Genomic DNA, 21,389 nt, shown 5'->3' on the forward strand with positions numbered 1-21,389 from the left:
CTGATTCCGGGCTGTTTTCGTTTTGCGTTTAAGCTTACTCGTCGGTCACGCAACCTTCGGAAGCAGACTTGACGTTCTTGATGTATTTGTAAAGTGTGCCCCGCGTGTATTTGAACGGAGGAGCTGTCCAGGCTTTGCGGCGTTCTTCGATTTCTGCATCACTGACATCCATATTCAGAAGGTTATTCTCCGCGTCGATGGTGACCTTATCGCCGTTCTTGACCAGCGCGATCGGTCCCCCTTCCTGGGCTTCGGGAGTGATGTGGCCGACGATAAAGCCGTGAGAACCGCCGGAGAATCGTCCGTCAGTCAGCAGCGCGACATCTTTCCCCAGGCCGGCTCCCATGATGGCGGAAGTCGGAGTGAGCATTTCGGGCATCCCCGGTCCCCCCTTGGGGCCTTCGTAGCGGATGATGATGACGTCCCCCTTCTGAATCTTCTTGTCTTCCAACGATTTGAGCATGTCCTCTTCGGAATCGAATACGTTGGCAGTTCCTTCAAAGACCAGTCCTTCCTTACCGGTGATCTTGGCGACAGCGCCGGTCGGGGCCAGGTTCCCTTTGAGAATCTGCAGGTGGCCGGTTGGTTTGATCGGATTTTCAACAGCGTGAATAATGTCCTGACCTTCTTTGAGGCCCGGCAGTTCGGCCAGGTTTTCAGCCACGGTTTTTCCAGTAACGGTCATGCAGTCGCCGTTGATCAGACCTTTTTCCAGCAGGTATTTCATGACGGCTGGTGTGCCGCCAATTTCCTGCAGGTCGGCCATCACGTATTTACCACTGGGTTTGAAATCGGCCAGCAGCGGGATGCGATCGCTGACGGACTGGAAGTCGTCGATGGTCAGTTCCAGACCAACGGAACGGGCGATGGCCAGCATATGCAGCACGGCATTTGTGGAACCACCCAATGCGACGATGAGGACCATCGCATTCTCGAAGGCTTCGCGGGTCATGATGTCGCGGGGTTTCAGATCGAGTTCGAGCAGCTTCTTGATGGCGGCACCAGCGCGGATACATTCATCAAGTTTATCGGGGTGTTCTGCGGGAATGGAGGAGCTGTAAGGGAGTGACATCCCCAACGCTTCGATGGCAGACGACATGGTGTTGGCGGTATACATGCCGCCGCAGGCACCGGCGCCGGGACAGCTTTTCTGCACGATTTCTTTGCGGGTTTCATCGGAAATCGTACCTGCCAGATATTCGCCGTAAGACTGGAAGGCGGAGACGATGTCCAGCTTCTGATTATTCAGACAGCCGGGAGCAATCGTTCCCCCGTAGACCATCAGTGAAGGACGGTTGAAGCGTCCCATGGCGATCAGGCAGCCGGGCATGTTCTTATCGCAGCCGGGCAGTGAAATATTCGCATCGTACCACTGGGCACAGGTCACGGTTTCGATGCTGTCGGCGATCAGGTCGCGGGACTGCAGCGAGTAGGACATGCCGTCGGTTCCCATGGAAATCCCGTCGCTCACGCCGATGGTATTGAACCGCATGCCTACCATGCCGGCTGCTTCAACCCCTTCTTTGACCTTGGCAGCCAGTTTGTTGAGGTGCATGTTGCAGGAGTTCCCTTCGTACCAGACGCTGGAAATCCCGACCTGGGCCTTGTTCATATCATCTTCGGTCATGCCGGTCGCATAAAGCATGGCCTGTGAGGCACCCTGCGAACGGGGTTGTGTGATACGAGAGCTGTACTTGTTCAAAACGGGTTGCGAATCGGCTGACATCGACGTGTTTCCTCTGTGGTAATTTCAATATCTATGGTTTGAGTGGGGGAATGAATAATTGGCCTGAGGATCGTTCAGGCATTTTCTCTTCTGAAAATCAGCCGGTTATTCCAGCAGCATTTTCATGCGATAGGGGACTCGTTCGACACGAGGCAGGATCTGGGGCTGATAAATCTGGGTGTAGGCTTCCGCTTCGCGGTGTGTCTTCCAGGCGTCTTCACTTTCCCAGTGTTCGACAAGTACAAACGTGGCAGGTTCGCCTTCAGACTGATAAACGTCAAACCGCAGGCAGCCAGGTTCGGTCCGGGACAGGCGACAGGCTTCGGTCAACAGCCCTTGAATTTCTGCTGCATCAGCAGCATCTTTGAGCGTCAGGATGACATTGAGACAAAACATGATTGTTCTCTTCAATTCATGAATGGGTAAGTTGTGACAATGCAAAAATCGAAGCAGGATTTTGAGCTCCGATTATCTCAATACAGTAACACTCTGAAGTCCGAAGTGACAGTAACGCAGGATTCTTAAACCACAGGGAACCGCAAATCTCTGCCGGCGGGCCTCAAATCCGTCATGCGGAATCTGTTCAAATGATATATTTCCGGGGTGAAACTGCGGGTTTTACGTGTAGTTTGCAGAAGTTGCGGCCTGCGCTGAGGCTGCCGGTCTCGTAGCCTGCAGGGGACCTATGTCAAAAGGGGCCGAAAAAAATGCAAATCGAGTCCACACTTGGATGACGGGTTGTGATTTATCTGTTATCATTCCGACAAGCGGCAGAGGCGAATGGATGACAGAAATCTGCCTGTTGAATCTGATATATGGTTCTTTTGATTCCTACTGAGGGAGTACCAGGTGAGTAAGATCGGGTCCGTAGAGTGGTTAGACTGGAAGCGACTGCCTTTATTTTCCAAATATGATGCGGAAGCGTCCCTGGTACAAATGTGCGACCGGTTGCTGGAAGAAGCGACCCGGCAGGGTTCGGGCGACGATTATATTCGCCAGTTTCTGCCCCAGCTGGCGACCGAACTTTCGTGCCAGTGGTGCACGCTGATTGAGCGAACGCCCGAGTGGGAAACGCTGTTTGAATTCGGTCGTAACGCCGCGGGGGGCTTTCCCGCGCATCTGTGCGATGAAGCCCTGGATCGCGATGCCGCCGGGCTGTGTGTTGACGAGAACCGGGCCGACTGGGCGTTCATGGCGGCCCCTCTGGGAGATGTCCGGCCGAGTACCATTCTGCTGGTCGGCGGCCGAGATCTGAATGCCGGCTCATTGAGTGAAACCATCATCGCCGCCCGCACGCTGGGTTATGCCTTGTCCGTGGTGGAGCAGCGGGAAAAGAATCTGCGTCGCATCAAACGCCTGCAGACAACCTTGCACATCGCCTCCAGTTTTTCTTCTGCCCGGGAAACACAGCCTCTGCTGGAACTGATTGCCAAAGAAGCGACACGCCTGCTGGAGAGTGAGCGTTCCAGTATTTTCATCTGGGATCGGGAACACAAGCAGGTCGTCGCCTGTCCCGCGCTGGGAGTGGAAGGCAACACGCTGCGACTGCCCGACGATGTGGGGATTGTCGGCGATGTGATCCACAGCGGCAAAACCATTTGCGTCGATGACGCCTACAATGACGAGCGGTTTGATCCCAGCGTGGATAAGTCGAGCGGCTTTCGCACGCATAACCTGTTATGTGTGCCGTTACGAAATAACGCGGGCGAACTGATTGGTGCGTTCGAAGTCATGAATAAGGAGAAGGGCAAAGCCGATTACGATGACGCCGACGCCCAGAGCCTGGAAGAATTGGGTGTGCAGGCCGCAACGGCGCTCGAGAATACCCGCGAGATCGAACAGCTGTCCCGCAGCCGGGATCAACTGACCGAACAGGCCAAACAGAAAGTACAGATCATCGGCAAGAGTTCGGCGATCACCGCGCTGCGTTCCACGATTGAACGACTGGCGAGCACCGATCTGCCCGTCTTGATTCTGGGGGAAAGCGGCACCGGGAAAGAGGTCGTCAGCCAGTCACTGCATTACCAGGGGCCGCGGGCCAATACGCCGTTCATCGCCGTCAACTGTGCGGCTCTGACCGAAACGCTGCTGGAAAGTGAATTGTTCGGCCATGAGAAGGGAGCCTTCACCGACGCGCATGAAACGCGGGCCGGCAAGTTTGAACTGGCAGAAGGGGGTACCCTGTTCTTGGACGAAATCGGCGACATGAGCCCGGGAGGCCAGGCGAAGCTGTTGCGCGTGCTGGAACAGAAAGTGGTCACCCGTGTGGGCGGTTCGGAAACGATTCCCATCAACGTACGTGTGGTTGCGGCGACGAATGCCAAGCTGGCGGACGCGGTTCGCGATAAGAAGTTCCGCGAAGATCTGTATTACCGGTTGAGCGTGGTCACTTTGGACCTGCCCCCGTTGCGCGAGCGGCCGGAAGATGTGATTCTGCTGGCCGAATTTTTCCTGACGCAGTTCTGTTCCCAGGCGAATCGACGAGTCCTGAAAATTTCCGCGGAAGCCAAAAAACGGTTGCAGGCTCACATCTGGCCCGGCAATGTTCGCGAACTGCGGAACCTGATGGAGCGGGTCGCATTCCTGTGTGCCGGCGAGCGGGTGGAAGTAGAAGACCTGGCTTTCATTCTGAGCCCGGCCCGCGATTCGGTGGTCGACATGTCCGCCGACCTGAGTCTGAAAGAAGCCTCACGTCGGTTCCAGCAGGAATACATCCGCCGCACGATCAAGCGGGTGGGAGGCAACATGAGCGAAACTGCCAAGTGTCTCGGCCTGCATCGTTCGAACCTGTACCGCAAAATGGGTCAGCTGGACATGCACGAAGCCAACGAAGGCGCCGACGACGAAGACTGAGCGGGAAAGGATGCAGTGCTTTTCGATTTTTGCTACCACGAAAAACACGAAACCACACGAAAGATAAAAGTAATGGGTGGTACCGAATGCAATTCGGTACGAGCGCAGCGAGCAGGAAATTGACGATGTGAGCGATCATCTCACGCAGGGGCAAACCCATGTGTTTGCCCGCAATATCGACGAGCTTTGCATTGTCGTGCTGCGAATGTTTTTAATGGTCCCGTTCCGAGTCTGAAATCAGTAGATTTTCTCCAGGCGGGCGGACACATGGGTCCGCACCCTACAAAATCAAAATGGGAAACTCGTCCCTAGTTTGAAGTCTTTCGCTGACAGTTTCCTGTTGTCTGCGACAACCCCGAATTGCATTCGGGGCCACCCGATGGTGAGGATTAAAGGAAAAAATCCTGTTTCCAGCGTGTGAAACAGATTTCGCGCTTTCTGATTTTTGCTACCACGAAAAACACGAAACCGCACGAAAGTAAAAACAAAGGGTGGTACCGAATGCAATTCGGTACGAGCGCAGCGAGCAGGAAATTGTCAGAGTCAGCGATTATTTCAGGTAGGGGCGAACCCATGTGTTCGCCCGCATTATCGACGAGCTTTGCATTGTTGTGCTACGAATGTTTTTAATGGTCCCGTTCCGAGTCTGAAACCCGTTGATTTTCTCCAGGCGGGCGGACACACGGGTCCGCACCCTACAAAATCAAAATGGGAAACTCGTCCCCAGCTTGAAGTCTTTCACTGACAGTTTCCTGTTGTCTGCGACAACCCCGAATTGCATTCGGGGCCACCCATTGCTGAGAGCTGACTAAAAAATCTTTCGTGTCATTTCGTACTTTTCGTGGTAGAAAAATTCTGAGGGAATCTCCCTTACTGACAGTCGATTCTGATTGTTTCCAGTCATCTGGCGCAGCAAGGGTGACTTTACAGCCTGCCTGAAAATGGAGAAACTGAATCCACAAAGCTAACTTACGTCAGTATGAAACTGTGAGTAAAAATTGTGGAGACATTGATGGAACATTTGAAAGTCGGGATTATCGGTGCGGGCGGGATTGCTGCGAAGATGCATCTGCCGGAACTGCAGACGGTCGAGAACTGTGAAGTGGTGATGTTGGCCGGGCGAAAACAGTCGCGGCTGGATGTACTGTCTCGCAAGTTTAAAGTACCCCGCTGGACTCACGAATATCAGGCAGTGATCGCCGATGAGGAAGTCAACGCGATTGCGATTGCGCTGCCGCATCCTCTGCATGTGGAGTGGGGGATCAAGGCGATCGAAGCGGGCAAACACGTTTACATGCAGAAGCCGTTAAGCACGTCGATGGATGAAGCAGACGCGTTTGTGGAAGCGACCGACAACCACAATCAGACAGTGCTGGCGCTGCCTTACATGTCGAACCCGCATGTACTGGCGAGTCGCGATTATATTCAGGAAGGAAAACTGGGGACGATTTCGTCGGCCCAGGCGCGGGCCAGCCATGGGGGACCAGAAGTGTATTACGCGGGCATTCAGCAGATCCTCGAAGAGAAGCCGGCGGACGATTTGTGGTTCTTCGATGCAGACAAGGCGGACGTCGGCGCGCTGTTTGACATGGGCGTGTATGCGATTGCCAATCTGGTGGGGGTCGCGGGTGCAGTGAAGTCGATCACGGCGAAACTGACGACGGTGGCCAAGCCGACAAAGCTGGAAGATACGGCGTCGATGATTCTGGAATTCGAAAGTGGTGCCCTGGGAACGGCGCAGACCGGCTGGTGTGATGCGGCCCGGACCTATGAATTTTCCGTGCATGGGACGGCGGGTAAACTGGTCAGCAGTCGACAGGCCCAGTCGCTGCGGTACTACTGTCCCAGTTCCCAGGTCGATGAAGATGCGCCACTGATTGAGGAAATCATCGATCTGTCGACTTACCCGGTGCAGAATTCGCATCAGCACTGGGCGGATTGTATCCGCAAGGGAATTCAGCCTCCGTTGTCGAATGCCGCGACGGCCCGGCATGTGACGGAGATCCTGCTGGCCGCGCTGAAATCTTCGCGCGAAAACCGCACGGTGGACATTACTTCCCGCCTGAATCTGATTTGAACGGCAGCGGTAAATCACGGGAATCGCAGGCGATTTTATTGATTTTGACAGACTCGACCGCCGGTACGGTGTCGTTTGCGGGCACGGTTGACTATAAATGTGCTGTGGCGGAAAGCTCGTTTCTGCCGCCGTGTCTGGTATTCCCATCAACTTCATTTTTAACGCATTCGGGGAGTGTTCCCAATGACGGAGCGGTCTGAACTCGTTGAAGAACTGCGCTGGAAAAAGATCCCGGTTCTCAATGATGGTTTTGTGTGTCTCGTAGATGTCATGGGCGATGACAGTTCGATTGTTCAGGCAGCCCGTGTCAGTTATGGGGAAGGAACCAAACGGGTTTCCGATGACCGTACGCTGATTCGCTACCTGATGCGACATCGTCACAGTACCCCCTTCGAAATGGCCGAACTCAAGTTTCTGGTTCGGGTTCCGATGGACTGCTGGCGGCAGTGGATTCGGCACCGGACCGCCAATGTGAATGAATACAGCACCCGCTATTCCGTCGCCATCGATTCCGCTCAGACGACTTTACCGGGCGAATGGCGAACCCAGGCGACTTCGAATCGACAGGGGAGCGATGCCCCGCTTTCGGAAGATTTAGGGACAAAACTGACCGAGGAAGAGACCGCTTTTCAGAAGCATGCCCGCGATGTTTACGAAGCCCGTCTGGAAGCAGGCGTGGCCCGCGAGCAGGCACGTAAAGATCTGCCTTTAGCGACATACACCGAAGCTTACTGGAAAATCGATTTACATAACCTGATTCATTTCTTGAGCTTACGAATGGACTCCCATGCACAGTGGGAGATTCAGGAGTATTCACGGGCGATTGGCGAAGCGATTGTGAAGCCTCTGTTTCCGGTGGTGTGGGAAGCGTTTGAAGACTATCGCCAGGGGGCGATGTTCCTGACGCGACTCGATAAAGAAGTGCTGGCCCGGCTGATGGCGACTGCCGCCGAGAAATCACTGGTGCCACCGTTTTCCCAGGAAGCGTTTCTGGAAGCCCAAGATGAGACTTGGAAATCCCTGAAACGGAGCCGTGAACGGGACGAATGCCAGTCCAAACTGGCGCGTCTGGGGATTCTGAAAGCCGTCGAGTAGTGTGTTTGTGTTCACTTTGGTGTGAAATTCAAAGAGTATTTCAGCCGTTGGCTTTGCAGATCCTGCATGTTTTGTTATCTTTGTCGTTCCAACACTGTGGCGCGAGGTCTCTTCACAGACCCGCTACAGTTGAAAACGTCTGAATTCTCATCACAGATGAGACGATGTATATTCAATTGGTTATGGTTACAACTTTTATTGAAATCAGGAAGAAGAAAAGGTGATTTGAGTGGTTAAGCTTCGGTTACGAGAAAACGAATCAATTCAGGAGGCAGTAAAACGGTTTCGCAAGATTGTTGAGCACGCTGGTATCAAAAAAGAGATGCGACGTCGTGAGTATTACGAAAAGCCCAGCGATGAAAACCGTAGAAACCGACGCCGTGCCGAGCGTCGCGCCCGCCTGTCTCGTCTGCAGAGTAACCAGTAGTCACTGAGACACCGATCGAAGATGTCAAACGCAGCCTGTTTCAGGCTGCGTTTTTTTGTGCGCGGTGCTGAATCCGTACCTCTCTGGTTTTTTTTCTACCACGAAAAACACGAAAGGACACGAAAGTAAAAAGGGGTGGGCCTGGATGTAATCCGGGCCGAGCGCAGCGAGCAGGAAATTGTCAGTGCAAGTGATCATCTAACGTAGGGGCAAACCCATGTGTTTGCCCGCAAGATCGACGAGCTTTGACTTGTCGCACTGCGAATGTTTTTTATTAGTTCCGTTCTGAGAATAAAGCTTGATTGAACCTCGCCAGGCGGGCGGACACATGGGTCCGCACCCTACAGAATCCTGTAGCGGAAATTCTCCAATCGTTCGAACGCTTTCACTGACAGTTTCCTGTTGTCTACGACAACCCCGAATTGCATTCGGGGCTACCCGTCACTTCTAGTCTGTATTTAGCAGTTCTTGGTTTTCATCTGCGGGGACTCGAGACACTTCTTTTATAATTCGCTTTGAAACGTGCCAGCCCGACAGCTGGTACACGGGGAGTTTTATTTACTTCGAAAGCATACGCGGATTGTTTCATGAAATGACAACAATAGCCGGTCGTTCTATTTTGCGAGATTCCATGCAGTTTGATTCGATTCTTTCAGCAGGATTGGTTTCGTGTTCGAGGGTTTATCTTATGCAGGCGCATGAAGCGATCAAGTGGATATTCAGAATGATGTGGCGATACCGGTTGATGTGGAACCGATGCCGGTGTGATCAGTGCGGGGGCTGTGCTGACAGGCTGCGATGTGCGGCGACCCGCAGGCATACATGCGGAACTGGTGTTGTTTTGCGAACTGCTCATCTGGAAAAAAGGGCCTCAAATCAGGTGGATATTTCGAACAAGTGTCGCGTGTTTCAGTGCACTGTAAACTGGGCACGCGCGCGACCCGAAACAACGCTTATCGCTGGTGGCGCGAGTGGGTCAAGTGCAATCTGGACAGTGGGAGTGAGCGGTTTTCAGAGGTGGGTGTTGTGCAGGTTCAAAGAAAAAACCATGTTCCGATTCGAAAACCGGAACATGGTTGAAGGCGGTTTGAGCTGGTCAATGAGACCTGGAATGCTATGTCTAGGTCGTGCCAGCGTCGTTGGTTGCCGGTTCGACGACCTGATCAACAGCAGCGGGGACGGCGTGCGGTTTATCGACCGGTTTGTAGATCATCACCATCGCTGCACCGGCGGCGGCGAGAGCCAGTCCCATAAAGAAGCGGACATCAGGCAGCGTTTTGGTGGGGTGGAAAACGGTGATGGTGGCAATCGTGTTAACGATGGGAGCACCCGCGAAAACGAGCGGTGCTACATAGATGGCGGCCCCTTTACCGCCAGTGGTCACCGCGAAGATGACACACAATGCACCGATGGCGCCCGCGGTGCCGGCCAGGATGCCCCAGGCGATCGGGCCGGCATCAAAGTTGGGGACCCCTTTGACTGTCGGGTCTTTTCCCAGCACGAAAATGAAGAACGCAGGAATCAGAACGGCAACCAGAAAGTAGGCAACACCCACAAATAGAAACGCGCGGAGGTTACTATGCAGTTTCTGAGCGGCGATATGAACGAGAGGTACATAGGTCCCCCATGAGAGTGCGGCACAGGCGACAAAGATTAAGACAATCGTCCATTTTGACATCGTTCAAACTCCTGGAATTCTGGAGGGAGAGATCATTTTTATTGGCGAGACAACACAGTAATTATGATAGTAACTTTGTGAAATTCCAGCACCCGACAGGCCCCCCCTTTTTGTGCGAATCACTGAAATGCGACTCTGTACAAACTCTTATGAAGCACGTAATGTTGCCAGGATCGGCGCCCGAACGGCATCGGCAACTGCCAGCAGCGCGGCCAGCATCCCTGTCACCAGAACCGCCAGCAGGATGACCAGGCCGCTTTCCCAGGGGAGATCTGCGCCGGTGGATAAGAGGTGTGGCAGCATCGCCAGCAGGGCGGAGACGGTTCCGGAAACCAGTCCCCAGAGCAGGAGAAACGCGTTTTCAGAAAGGACGATGATCGCGACATCGCTGCCCGTCATGCCGATGGCGCGGAGCAGAGCCAGTTCGCTGCGACGTTCGACAACATTGCGGAGCATCACGGTGGCTAGCCCAAGGGTTCCAAGTAACAGCCCCAGGCCTCCCAGTGTCTGGAAGGTTGAGAGATACGTGTTCTGTACGGCGAGGAAGTCGGCGAGCCGGTTGGCGACGAGGTCGGCGTCGAACCCGTATTCGGTCAGCCCGGTTTCGAGCACGCCGGCCAGCTTTGCCGATTGTGCGGGGGGGACTTCAATCAGGAAATATTCGAAGCCCGCCTGTTCGGGAAACAGCTTCTGGAAATGCTGTTCGGAGATCAGGAGGACGCCTTGAAAGATACTGCCATCAAACATGCCTTTGATTTTCAACTGATGCTCGGGACGTTCGTCAGACGGAATGCCTACGCTCGCGCCGATGCCTTTATGCAAGCTGTACATGAGCGTATTCATATCGCCCAGCGCGGGGATGGAGCCATCCTCCTGCGGTTCGTTGAGCAGTTCCCAGGGATTGTCGGCTGGGGTGTCTGCGAACTTGAAGCCGCCCCGCTCGATCATTTCCTGCGGTACGCCAAGGATGGTGGGGACGCTGGTCTGATAGATATTCAGGCAGCTGGCGTTCTCACCCGGTTTGACGCGGAAGGGGATCGCATGCATCTGTTTGAGGAGCTGCTGTGTTTCCTGATCTTCGGGAACGTTGACCAGCATTTTCTCACGACCTTCTTCAGAATTCAGATCGTAGATCAAGGGGGACGACGATTCGGCGATGAGGGTGAATCCGCCGTTCCCGGAATCTTTATCGGGACTTTCCACAGCAGGATTGCGATGCCCGGCGGCGACGGAGACGAGAACGAATGTCGCCGAGGCGATGAGCGCGGTCGTCAATACACTCCGCTGACGAAAGCGACCGGCGTTGCGGATGCCAAGTTTGATGAGGGTTCCTGTTCCGGTTCCTTTGATGGGCGTCGTGGAAGTCTGCCTGAGTCGACTGGAGAGAAAGCTGAGGCTGGCGACCAGGGAGAGGGTGCCGACCAGAAAGAAGGAGACCGTCTGCCAGGAGAAACCGGAGAAGGCTTCCTGACGGGGAATGGCTCCGAAGACGGTTGCCAGGACCAGAACAATCGCCAGGCCGAGGGAGATTTTGTAAGTATAGCCGACACGGCGGGTCTCTTTGACGCTCTCTGTTTCTACGGAGTTCACGCCGGCAAGCAGGCTGCGGATCGAAATCTTTTTGAGTTCGGACATGGATTTCCAGATGACAAAACCCGAGAACAGAACGGAGATCAGGAAGCCAATGACGAGGCTGGTTGGCGTCAGAGAGAGATACAGAAAGCGGGTGCCGATCGCGCCGATCCACCAGGTCTTCAAGCCATACAACATGAGCGAGGCATAGCCGATGGCGGCCAGGATTCCCAGAATTCCCCCTGTGAAAATGACGACGAAGGCTTCTTTGAAGATGATCTGTCTGACCTGCTGTGGGGTGAAGCCGATGGCAGAGAGCAGGCCGATGGACGAGACACGGCGGTCGATGCCGAGCTTGAACAGCAGGCGAATCAGAATGACGGCCGAAAGGATGATGAAAAAGCTGAAGCCAATAAACAGGCCGCTGAAATCGGTGGTACCACTGGCGGCGGCCAGGCCGAGCAATTTAATGGGTTGCACGGTGAGACCCATTTTAAAGACGTCGATATTTTTAAGGAACTCCGTGGCGAAGCGCGGAGCTGTTTCATCCAGTGATAGATCGGGGAGGGAGGTGAATCGTAGAGAGGTCAGGCTGCCATAGCGGCTGTTCCATAATGACTGTGCTGTACCGAGTGAGACGAAGGCTTTGGGAGTGGCTTTGTATTTGTCCCAGTAATCTTCGTCGCGGTCGGTGACGCGAGTCAACTGCATGGGGAAGGGTTGTTCCCAGTCGCCGAAAGTGTCGGCGTCGGTGATGCCTTCCATTTCGGGGGTCAGTTTGCGGTCGGCAGCGGGAGTGCCATCGAGCTGGATGATGCCTCTTACCTGGAAGGTCTGCTCGACTTCGGGCAGTTCTCCCCGTGAGCCGACGACATGATATTTCATTCGTACTTCATCGCCGACTTTGACATTCAGATCTTTCGCCAGCCATTCGTTGAGGACGATATCGTTTTCTTTTAAAGGGAGTTCGGGTTTGGGACCAATAAATTTGAACGGACCGAAGGGGGGCTGCTGCGAGAATTCGAGGCCCGCGACAATTGAATACATGGAGTATTGTTCTTTGAGATCGGTCTTGCTCTTTTTCGCCGGATCGATTTCATTGGCGATGTATACCATCACGGGAGACGTGCGTAAGCCGAGTGACTCTGCTGCCTCGATGCCCGCCTGTTCGATCTGCGGATCAAGAATCATCTGGTCGCTTTCCAGCGAGAGATATTTGAAGTCTTTATTGGGGGCGATTTTGAGATTGAGGTCTTCCAGTTTCAGGGAACTCTTCAGAACGGACTCCAGCTGTTTGGCGGTGTCGAGCGCAGCGGGTGAGACTGCAGCGGGGCTGTCGGAGCTGAAGAAGAGGGAGTTCACACGAGCCGGTCGTGATTTGGGATCACGGCGTGAAGCAACGATTTCGTCGAGATCGAGTTCTTGCTGCAGCGTTTTGAGGGAGACAAACAGATCGAGGGGCAACTGTTGATTGGGGAGCAGCGCGAGCCGCCCGGCTTTGGAATCGGCGTCGAGAATCGAGCTGACGGTGAGCGTGATTTCGACCGACTGTTCTTCCCGTTCTCCCAGCAGGGAGTCGCGGGGAATGGCAGAGGGGAGTTCGATCCAGAGCGTGATCTCATCGCCGACGGATGCCTGCAGCTGTTCGGCAACACGGGAGTTGAGGATCGCCTGATCGTCCTGAGGCGGAGGGAGATCCGGATGTTCGAGCAGCGACCAGAGCCGTTCGTCGGTTCCAAAAATGTTAACCTGGCCGACTCGCAGTCGCTGGTCGTCCCGGTTTTTTTCGAGGCTGCCTCGCAGGACCAGAGCCGGGGCGATGGTTTTGATTTGCGGCGGAAGGTCGGTGGATTTGGCGAGATCTTCGGCCAGCTGTTCACGGAAGAAGCGATGTCCGGAGACGACGAAATCGATTTTCCCCAGGCGATCGAGGGTCATCTGTCTCAAGCTGGCCCGCACGGAATCGCCGACGATGAGGGCGCCTCCAATGACTGCGGTGGCAGCGATCACACCCAGAAGAACCGCGAGGTTGGTGCGCCAGTGGTAGGTCAGACTTTTGATAACAAATCGCGCTTGATTCATGGAACGAACTCTTGCGAAGTTTGCAGTTAGTATTTCAGGCTGTTTCAGTCACGAGCGATCCGTCGCGCAATCGCTGATGCTGAGGAAACAGGACCGCCAGTTCGCGGCTGTGAGTGACACAGATCAGGACGGTATTCTGTTCCTGGTTGATTTCCAGCAGCAGTTTGCCGATCGATTCGGTATTGGTGCGGTCGAGATTTCCCGTCGGTTCATCGGCCAGTAACAGACGCGGGTTATTAATCAACGCACGGCAGACGGCGACCCGCTGGCGTTCTCCGCCGGAAATCTGGGTGGGGCGGTGATTCAGTCGATCGGAGAGCCCCACTCGTTCGAGCAGATGACGGGCACGCTCTTCGGCATCGCTGGTTGTGCCCTGATAGACCATGGTGGGGATCAGGACATTTTCCAGAACCGAGAATTGAGGCATCAGGTGATGGTCCTGAAAGATAAAGCCGATGTTCTGGTTGCGAAACTCGGCCTGCTCTTTTGCATTCAACCCGAATGGGTTCTGGCCGAACTGAATGACCTCACCCGAAGTAGGCTGATCGAGTACGCCGAGAATGTAGAGCAGGGTACTTTTCCCGGAACCGGAAGGTCCGGTGATGGCCAAGGCATCTCCCCGGTTGAGGTTCAGATTCACGCCGTTGAGGATCGGCAGCGATTCTCCCGCGAGCGAGAATTCTTTGGATAAGTCGCGGACAATCAATTGCTGTTGCGCGTCATTCATGTTGATCTCTGCTTCACAGTTTATTCAGACTGATCCATCGATGCTTCGAATTTTTCCAGCATCCACTCGGGGATCGCGATGGATTGCATGGGACTGCCGTGTTTGAACTGACAGCAGACCGTTTTCATTCGTCCTCTGGCGATTTTCGTTTTGTCGCGCCAGAGATCATATTCTATTGTCAGTGATTTGACGCCGATCCGTTCAATGTTCAAGCGGATTTCGAGCAGGTCACCATAAAAGGCGGGTGATTCAAACGAGCATTGGGCGGAGACCCGCGGCCAGCCGATAATGGAACCGTCCGCCTGTTTGTCTACAATGGTCAGGCCCAGCGAACGGAAGTATTCGTGTTCGGCCTGTTCCATGTACTTGTAGAAGTTGGCAAAGTGGACGATGCCAGCCATGTCCGTCTCATGGAATTCGACACGGCGAGTTGTTTTAAACGTACAGGACATGCGTGGCTCTATCGAAGTGATTCAACAACAGGCTGAGGAACAGTTGAATTCTGTTCTGCACAGCCTGCTGTATTTTCAACAATACTAAAAGTGGTTCATTCGGTTTAGTCTTCCGGGAAGAAGCGAACCAGAGTTTCTTTACTGGGTGGCGGAGTCACCAGGGAGACCAGGATCATCGCGACAGCCGAAGCGACGACCATCGTTGCGACGGGCATCATTCCCAGAAATGTATAATCTGGATTTAATGCATATTTCGCTTCTTTAAAGAGGTACAACCAGGTTCCGATTGCCACGATCACACCAGCATAAACGCCTGCCTTGGTCAGACGTTTCCAGTAGATGGCAGCAAAGATGATCGGAAACAGACTGGAGAACCCGCTGAAGCACCAGACTCCCAGCGTAAACACACGCCGCGGTTCCAGCAGGCTGAATCCGTACGTGATTGCCACAATGACAATAATAAACATGCGGGCCATGAAGACAACCTGCTTATCGGTAAAACGATCTTTTCCTCCGTAGTGCACGACAATGTCTTCGGTAAACATGGTGCCGATACAGAGGAACTGGCTATCGAGCGATGACATGATCGCCGCCAGAATACCGGCTGTCAGGAACCCTGCCAGAACCGGCGAGGTCATCTTTTTCACCATCGCTGCCAGCACTGCATTCGCCGGGAAGTGTGGCGGGAAGAGTGGTGCCCCTTCAAAAGTGGCGGAAGTCGCCCAGACACCAACCAGCACACAGGGAACCCAGACAATCATAATGAACAGCGGGTGTGCAACTACCGGCAGTTTGAATGTGGCAGCACTTCGGGCAGTCAGCCAGTGCTGGAACAGGTGAGGGAACATGCCGACGGAAAGAGGCACGAAGAAGTAAGTGAAGAAGACCAGTTTGCTCATCGGATGGGGTGCATCCGGTGCCCAGCTGCTGGCACGATAGACGCCCAGTGCTTTTTTGATGGTCCACTTTTTCCCCTTGGAAGGATCATCGGGATCCAGATCATGTTCGGGGTGACCGATGTTTTCTGCGAAGATCAGCATGGCCTTTTCGTCTTCGGCATTCGCTTTGCGCGGGTATTCACGCAGATCATGATGTGCCATGATGCCCTGCACCCATTTCTCAGGAAACGGATCGGGCATGACGCGGTCGTCCTGAGTTAACAGGGCTTTATTGATCTGTTCGTTGGTGAGTTTATACAGCTCGTTTTTAGATGCATAGATGGCTTCCGCTGTGGTTTGCCAGTTGGGGAACCGCGGCTTGAATTCTTTGTAGGCTTCTGCTTTCTGCTCGTCGGTCAGTTTCAGTGTTTTGAGAATGCGACGGGCATAGTTGTATTTCGCGATTAAGGTCCAGGTCTGGTAGCGTTCGGCATAGCGTTCACGGTCCGCCGGATCGACGGCGCGCATCAGCTTGGACGGGTTCTTTTCCAGCACGGCGTGGCTGGCTGCATCGAGTCCACCCAGCTTGTTGGAAATTACCACGAAGGTGACAACACCCAGAACCATGAAAACCAGCGTCTGGAATGTATTTGCCCAGGCAGTACCCCGCATCCCGCCAAAGAAAACGTAGATCAACACGACGAGGCTGATGACCAGAGAACCGAGCCAGGGGGGAACGCCGTAATCGTAGTCAGCAAAGGCGCTGTCAAAGGCACCTTCGGTAATACTGCTGATGACCACGCCGGACGACATCACGCCAATCAGCAGGTAAGGAATCACCAAGCCGACCAGGATCGGGAACAGGAGAATCCCGATGCGGTCACTTTCCAGACGATCCCGGAAAAACTGGATCTGTGTGGTGTAACCGTATTTGTATCCCCATGACCAGAGTTTAATCCCCAGCAGGAAGAAGCAGAGAGAGTGAATGATCCCACTGGAAGAGGCGAGCATCCCGTAGACGCCAACTCCTTCTTTGTAGGCTTCTCCACTGGAGCCGACGAGCGCGAAGGCGGTCATCGTCGTTCCAAAAATGGACATCAGCAGTAGAAAGGGGCCAATCGAATGGCTGGCCAGCATGTAGTCCTTACTGGTTCCTTTGAACAGTCGACTGGAGAAGACACCCAGAAACAACAAAAGTGCTAAATAGATTCCGATGATTACCAGCTGAGTCATTATTCTGTTTCTCCTGATTCCTGGGCCTGGGCAGGTGGTTCTTGTGCAACTTCTTCAAGGTGATGTGGCCAGGCAAACTTCGTGGCCAGGAACCAGACGATGGCAGCGCCGATGGAGATCCCGGCCTGATAGAGCAGGGTGATCGGCATAAAGCCTAGAATGAGACGTTTATCGTCCCATAACCAGTTATCCTGGTGAATGATGATTAGCAGGACAACCAAGCCATATACGGTGTATCTCATGGGTCATCTTTTCTATGTTGACAGAGTCACTTCAGGAGGGTTTGCGAATGTCAGGTGTTAGACGGTGTCCAGTTTTACTGCGGCGTCTCCAGTGTCATGTGGACCGGGTATCATATTACGAGAGACGCTTTAGTAAAGGGTGGTGCGCTCAAGTACGGGTATGGGCGGGAGCAGGATACTCTGGATCCCGCTGAATCGCGTTGAGGTTCTATTGTGACAAATTCTCCGAAGAGTCACAACATACCGGTTAGAAATGTGTCAATAAACGGACTGATCTCATTGAGAACCGATGTTGAGTGTTAACGATTATTTACAAAAAATGATGTTTCACAGGCGGGGAAGAATCTTAAGATTCAAAGGAGTCATCCGGGCTTGCAAATGCAGGAATGTCTTCCCAGAATGGTGGTTTACACAGGATTGTTGATCATTTTTGATTAAGATTATTAGAGAATCTGGGGGATAGATGTTTCGTCTTATACTGGCTGTTTTATTTGCAATTCCATTTCTGCTGACTTCAACAGCATTTGCTCAGGCCCCCAAAGGGGATAAAAAATTCGCGATTGTTGATATCAACAAGGTCGACAAAGACTTTCAGTATCAGGGTGAATACTATGGCCTGATTGGCAGTGACTGCTCATGGTGTGGTGAAGCGGCTTTGGGGTTACAGGTTGTCGCCCGCGGCGATGGCCAGTTCATTGCATCGCTCTACCATGGCGGACTGCCGGGAAATGGCTGGGACCGTTCCGCTCGTGTCGAACTGGAAGGGGCGCGGGAAGGTGATGTGTTATTCCTGACCGGTGGTGATTTTCAGTTACAGGTTTTGCATGGCGGTGTTGTCGATGTACGCGACGAGGCCGGTCACCTGCTGGGGCAGTTGCTGAAAACTCAGCGTCGCAGCATCACACTGGGAGCTACCCCTCCTCCCGGGGCAACGGTTCTGTTTGACGGCACTTCAACGGATATGTTGAAAGATGCCGAAATCACAGAGGAAGGCCTGCTGAAAGAAGGGACGGAGTTTAAGAATACCTACCGCAGTTTCCGTCTGCACCTGGAATTTCGCCTGCCTTACATGCCTTATGCTACAGGACAGGCCCGCAGTAACAGTGGTGTTTATCTGCAAAGCCGTTATGAAGTTCAGATTCTCGATTCATTCGGACTGGAAGGAGTTGAGAATGAATGCGGTGGTCTGTACAAGCAGAAACGCGGGGATGTAAATATGTGTTTTCCTCCGCTCAGCTGGCAGACTTATGACATCGCCTTCGTGGCACCCAAGTTTGATGCCGACGGGAAAAAAATCAAAAATGCCTTCATTTCAGTGCTGCTGAATGGTGTTCCCGTGCATCAGGATTATTCGATCATCGCAAAAACCGGCGGTGGTAAGCAGGAAGGTCCGGAACTGTTTCCAATCAAACTGCAGGACCATACCAATCCGGTACGTTTCCGAAATATCTGGATTGTGGATTTGAGTAACCAGCCAGATCCGGTTTATTGCACGCCTTGCCAGTCTCTGGCATGTGAGCAGTAATTGATGGTGTGACCCCCATCCGCATCAGATTTTCCGTTCGCATCTTGCCTTGCAGTTGAGAACCGGTACAATAAGACTGCAGCGTCATAAGCTGTAGTCCTGTACGAGTATACGAATAGAAATGACTGTTTGAATTGACTCGAACTATTGTACTTTTCCGGTTTGAATCCAAGGTGGGAAAGGACAACGCACGGAAAGTCTGTAGATCTGATGGATTATTCACTCTTAGCCATTCTTGCATTGATCGTTGCGTTGTTAATGCTGGTTGCCGAGATCTTTCTCCCCTCCGGCGGAATCATTGCCATTCTGGCGTTAACCAGTATCGCCGGCTCGGTCTGGGCGGCCTGGATGGCCTGGTGGGGAACGAGTCCGGGATTGTGGTGGACTTATATTGCCAGTGTTATCGTTCTGATTCCGACGACACTGGGGTTTGCGGTACGCATCTTCCCGAATACTGCCTGGGGGAAGAAGGTGATTCACGAAGTTCCTACTCTGGATGAAGTTACGGGGTTTCGTGAAGAAACCGAACATTTGCGATCATTGATTGGAAAGATTGGAAAAACGCAAACTCTTTTAAACCCCAGCGGGTTCGTGCTCGTTAATCATGAAAGACACCACTGTGAAAGCCAGGGCATGATCGTGGATGCTCAGGTGGATGTGGAGATTATCGCAGTGGAAGGGACCCGGCTGGTTGTCAAGGTTGTCAAACCTCCGGTCGTGGATGAAACGAAGTCGGGTGAAAAATCGGCAGCCTCTGATGAAAGAGCGGGTGATGAATCATTCGACTTTGAAGTGCCGGAGAACTGAATCTGAAGGTCGTCTCTGGATGCTGAACGTACTTTACTTTACAATAAGTAAGTCAAAATGGAGTAACAGGTTTTAAATAGTTGATTTCAGCTGTTTCTGAACATCACCTGGATTTAGATTTTCTTAGGATTGGAAAGCAGGAATGAACGCCTTGAATCTTTTCGCTGCCGAAGCTGGAGGCAGCTCCACAATTGTCTGGATTGTCGGGGTTGTTGTTTTTCTCGGCGTGCTGGTATTTTTCGCGGTCTTCGCCCGTTTTGCCGGGTTGTGGATCCAGTGTAAAATGACGAATGCCAAGATCTCATTTCCCAATCTGGTGATGATGACGATTCGAAAAGTGAATCCCACGATTATCGTTCGCAGTAAGATTATGGCGATTCAGGCGGGGGTTACCCGGACTTATGATATTTCCACGCGGGATCTGGAAGCACATTATCTCGCCGGGGGAAATGTTCCGAACGTGATTCGGGCATTGATTGCCGCCCAGCGGGCCAAGATCGATCTGGACTGGCAGTCGGCACAGGCGATTGACCTGGCCGGTCGGGATATTCTGGATGCGGTCCGCACGAGCGTTTATCCTAAGGTGATTGACTGTCCGGATTCGCGGAAGACGAACAGCACTCTGGATGCCGTGGCCGGCGATGGAATTCAGTTGAATGTCCGAGCCCGTGTCACCGTGCGGACGAACCTGAAACAGCTGGTCGGCGGTGCCACCGAAGAGACCGTGATTGCACGCGTCGGGCAGGGCATCGTTCAGGCGATCGGTTCCACTGACTCCTACAAAAAGGTGCTGGAAAACCCTGACAAAATTACCCAGATCGTATTGAATGAAGGTTTAGAGAAACAGACCGCTTACACGATCGTATCGATTGATATCGCTGATATTGATGTGGGTGAGAATATTGGCGCCCGTCTGCAGGCAGATCATGCGGAAGCGGAAATGCGGGTGGCCCAGGCCAAAGCGGAACAGCGTCGTGCGGAACAGAAAGCGCGTGAGCAGGAAATGGTCGCGTTGACACAGGAAAACCGGGCGAAGGTTGTGCTGGCGGAAGCCAAGGTTCCTGAAGCAATTGCCAGCGCATTTCGCAGTAAAAAAATGGGACTGATGGACTACTACGAACTGAAAAACGTTCAGGCCGATACGAAGATGCGAGATGCGATTGCAACCCCCGAACGGGAGATGACCTCTTCTTAAACCGTATAACAGCGGTTTCTGTTTGAAGACAGTCTGTGTGGCACGATTTGAAGGACTGGAATTAAGTTATGGAATTTCCAATACTGGCAGCTGGTGGTGATGATATTGTCGGTGTGATTGTCGGGGTTATTTTCCTGTTGATCAGCGCTGCGAGTGCCATCAGTAATATTGCCAAGGAAAAAAATAAGCCACAACCGGGCAAGGTCAAAGAGAAAGCGGCGCTGCAGAAAGAGCTCGAAAAATTTCTGCAGGAGGCAATGAATCCGCAGGCAGAGAAAAAGGAGAAACCGGCCGAAGTCGACTTCTTCGAAGACGATGTCCAGACAACGACCAGCATGCAGCAACAACCAGCGAGTGTCCGACAACCTCCCACAAGACGCCGTCGTGAAAAACAGAATTCACAGGGGCGCGGAGCTCAGCAGAGTAATAAGACGGTTACCCAGCAAAAAAAATCTGTCAAAGAACCGAAGTCTCATATTTCTGCTAAGGAGCGTGCAGAACTCCAGGAAGCAGAACGTCAACAGCGGCTAGGCGGTTCGATGCGTGCCCGGATCGAGAAGCGGCAGAAGAAGCATCTTCAAACCAGTATTCACAGCAAACTTGATAATGCTGCCAGTCTCTCTCAATCGGAAAATATCACCTCACGAGAGAGTGAAACCCGGCAGGCTTCTGACAGTAAAAGAAGCGGAAGTAAGCAAATTCGAGAGTTACTTCGTAACCGCCAGGCATTTCAACAGGCGATTATTATAAACGAAATTCTCTCACCACCTCTGTCCCGTCGCCGTTCCTGATCATGAATCTGTCACAACATATCGCTTTG

At 53.1% G+C, this 21,389-nt stretch carries 16 protein-coding genes; 8 read left to right on the top strand and 8 right to left on the bottom strand.

Annotated elements, in window-relative coordinates; translation table 11 throughout:
* Positions 1-34 precede the first annotated feature (34 nt).
* Together ilvD and ACN0YN_RS11940 are read right to left on the bottom strand one after the other, a co-directional pair.
* Complete coding sequence (gene ilvD / locus ACN0YN_RS11935) at positions 35-1,726, bottom strand: dihydroxy-acid dehydratase (RefSeq protein WP_417385231.1); 1,692 nt, start codon at positions 1,724-1,726, stop codon at positions 35-37.
* Between the two features lie 105 nt (positions 1,727-1,831).
* Positions 1,832-2,122, bottom strand: coding sequence for a putative quinol monooxygenase (locus tag ACN0YN_RS11940; protein ID WP_417385232.1), 291 nt, complete (start codon positions 2,120-2,122; stop codon positions 1,832-1,834).
* A 453-nt stretch (positions 2,123-2,575) separates the two neighbouring features.
* On the opposite strand from ACN0YN_RS11940, the gene ACN0YN_RS11945 reads away from it, so the two are divergent.
* From ACN0YN_RS11945 to rpsU, 4 genes are all read left to right on the top strand, one after another.
* The gene (locus ACN0YN_RS11945; protein WP_417385233.1) at positions 2,576-4,579 is read left to right on the top strand and encodes a sigma 54-interacting transcriptional regulator; all 2,004 of its coding nucleotides are present in this window, start codon (positions 2,576-2,578) and stop codon (positions 4,577-4,579) included.
* 1,012 nt (positions 4,580-5,591) lie between these two features.
* The gene (locus tag ACN0YN_RS11950; RefSeq protein ID WP_417385234.1) at positions 5,592-6,656 is read left to right on the top strand and encodes a Gfo/Idh/MocA family protein; all 1,065 of its coding nucleotides are present in this window, start codon (positions 5,592-5,594) and stop codon (positions 6,654-6,656) included.
* 183 nt (positions 6,657-6,839) lie between these two features.
* Complete coding sequence (gene thyX, locus ACN0YN_RS11955; protein WP_417385235.1) at positions 6,840-7,751, top strand: FAD-dependent thymidylate synthase; 912 nt, start codon at positions 6,840-6,842, stop codon at positions 7,749-7,751.
* A 229-nt stretch (positions 7,752-7,980) separates the two neighbouring features.
* Positions 7,981-8,178: a 30S ribosomal protein S21 gene (rpsU, locus tag ACN0YN_RS11960; protein ID WP_081459387.1), complete on the top strand. Its 198-nt coding sequence runs from the start codon at positions 7,981-7,983 to the stop codon at positions 8,176-8,178.
* Between the two features lie 1,120 nt (positions 8,179-9,298).
* Here rpsU and ACN0YN_RS11965 read toward each other — a convergent pair.
* The 6 genes from ACN0YN_RS11965 to ACN0YN_RS11990 all read right to left on the bottom strand — a co-directional run bounded on the left by ACN0YN_RS11965 (position 9,299) and on the right by ACN0YN_RS11990 (position 17,042).
* A complete protein-coding gene (locus tag ACN0YN_RS11965; protein ID WP_417385236.1) occupies positions 9,299-9,856 on the bottom strand; it encodes a hypothetical protein in 558 nt (185 codons plus the stop codon).
* A gap of 147 nt (positions 9,857-10,003) precedes the next feature.
* Entirely contained in the window at positions 10,004-13,510 is a 3,507-nt protein-coding gene (locus ACN0YN_RS11970) for an FtsX-like permease family protein (protein ID WP_417385237.1), read from the bottom strand.
* A 34-nt stretch (positions 13,511-13,544) separates the two neighbouring features.
* A complete protein-coding gene (locus ACN0YN_RS11975) occupies positions 13,545-14,237 on the bottom strand; it encodes an ABC transporter ATP-binding protein (RefSeq protein WP_417385238.1) in 693 nt (230 codons plus the stop codon).
* A gap of 20 nt (positions 14,238-14,257) precedes the next feature.
* A complete protein-coding gene (locus ACN0YN_RS11980) occupies positions 14,258-14,689 on the bottom strand; it encodes an acyl-CoA thioesterase (RefSeq protein ID WP_417385240.1) in 432 nt (143 codons plus the stop codon).
* Positions 14,690-14,793: 104 nt separating this feature from the next.
* On the bottom strand, positions 14,794-16,800 hold the full coding sequence (locus ACN0YN_RS11985) for a sodium:solute symporter family protein (protein WP_417385241.1): 2,007 nt from the start codon (positions 16,798-16,800) through the stop codon (positions 14,794-14,796).
* A complete protein-coding gene (locus ACN0YN_RS11990) occupies positions 16,800-17,042 on the bottom strand; it encodes a DUF3311 domain-containing protein (RefSeq protein ID WP_417385242.1) in 243 nt (80 codons plus the stop codon). Before ACN0YN_RS11990 ends, ACN0YN_RS11985 begins: the two co-directional genes overlap by 1 nt.
* Positions 17,043-17,505: 463 nt before the next feature.
* Here ACN0YN_RS11990 and ACN0YN_RS11995 point away from each other — a divergent pair, with 463 nt between their 5' ends.
* From ACN0YN_RS11995 to ACN0YN_RS12010, 4 genes are all read left to right on the top strand, one after another.
* Positions 17,506-18,567 (top strand): 3-keto-disaccharide hydrolase, encoded by a 1,062-nt coding sequence (locus ACN0YN_RS11995; protein WP_417385243.1) that lies wholly within the window; start codon positions 17,506-17,508, stop codon positions 18,565-18,567.
* 210 nt (positions 18,568-18,777) lie between these two features.
* Positions 18,778-19,374 (top strand): NfeD family protein, encoded by a 597-nt coding sequence (locus tag ACN0YN_RS12000; protein WP_417385244.1) that lies wholly within the window; start codon positions 18,778-18,780, stop codon positions 19,372-19,374.
* 142 nt (positions 19,375-19,516) lie between these two features.
* Positions 19,517-20,569: a flotillin-like protein FloA gene (floA, locus tag ACN0YN_RS12005; RefSeq protein ID WP_417385245.1), complete on the top strand. Its 1,053-nt coding sequence runs from the start codon at positions 19,517-19,519 to the stop codon at positions 20,567-20,569.
* 68 nt (positions 20,570-20,637) lie between these two features.
* Complete coding sequence (locus ACN0YN_RS12010) at positions 20,638-21,360, top strand: hypothetical protein (protein WP_417385246.1); 723 nt, start codon at positions 20,638-20,640, stop codon at positions 21,358-21,360.
* The last annotated feature ends 29 nt before the right edge of the window (positions 21,361-21,389 follow it).

Source organism: Gimesia sp., assembly GCF_048260065.1.
In the GTDB taxonomy this organism is placed as follows: Bacteria; Planctomycetota; Planctomycetia; order Planctomycetales; family Planctomycetaceae; genus Gimesia.

Excerpts from the sequence above, each read along its gene's own strand:
- ACN0YN_RS11965 (WP_417385236.1), bottom strand. The coding sequence starts at position 9,856 with ATGTCAAAATGGACGATTGTCTTAATCTTTGTCGCCTGTGCCGCACTC.
- ACN0YN_RS11985 (WP_417385241.1), bottom strand. The coding sequence starts at position 16,800 with ATGACTCAGCTGGTAATCATCGGAATCTATTTAGCACTTTTGTTGTTT.
- ACN0YN_RS11950 (WP_417385234.1), top strand. The coding sequence starts at position 5,592 with ATGGAACATTTGAAAGTCGGGATTATCGGTGCGGGCGGGATTGCTGCG.
- ACN0YN_RS11975 (WP_417385238.1), bottom strand. The coding sequence starts at position 14,237 with ATGAATGACGCGCAACAGCAATTGATTGTCCGCGACTTATCCAAAGAA.
- floA (WP_417385245.1), top strand. The coding sequence starts at position 19,517 with ATGAACGCCTTGAATCTTTTCGCTGCCGAAGCTGGAGGCAGCTCCACA.
- ilvD (WP_417385231.1), bottom strand. The coding sequence starts at position 1,726 with ATGTCAGCCGATTCGCAACCCGTTTTGAACAAGTACAGCTCTCGTATC.
- ACN0YN_RS11995 (WP_417385243.1), top strand. The coding sequence starts at position 17,506 with ATGTTTCGTCTTATACTGGCTGTTTTATTTGCAATTCCATTTCTGCTG.
- thyX (WP_417385235.1), top strand. The coding sequence starts at position 6,840 with ATGACGGAGCGGTCTGAACTCGTTGAAGAACTGCGCTGGAAAAAGATC.
- ACN0YN_RS12010 (WP_417385246.1), top strand. The coding sequence starts at position 20,638 with ATGGAATTTCCAATACTGGCAGCTGGTGGTGATGATATTGTCGGTGTG.
- ACN0YN_RS11940 (WP_417385232.1), bottom strand. The coding sequence starts at position 2,122 with ATGTTTTGTCTCAATGTCATCCTGACGCTCAAAGATGCTGCTGATGCA.
- ACN0YN_RS12000 (WP_417385244.1), top strand. The coding sequence starts at position 18,778 with ATGGATTATTCACTCTTAGCCATTCTTGCATTGATCGTTGCGTTGTTA.
- ACN0YN_RS11990 (WP_417385242.1), bottom strand. The coding sequence starts at position 17,042 with ATGAGATACACCGTATATGGCTTGGTTGTCCTGCTAATCATCATTCAC.
- ACN0YN_RS11980 (WP_417385240.1), bottom strand. The coding sequence starts at position 14,689 with ATGTCCTGTACGTTTAAAACAACTCGCCGTGTCGAATTCCATGAGACG.
- ACN0YN_RS11970 (WP_417385237.1), bottom strand. The coding sequence starts at position 13,510 with ATGAATCAAGCGCGATTTGTTATCAAAAGTCTGACCTACCACTGGCGC.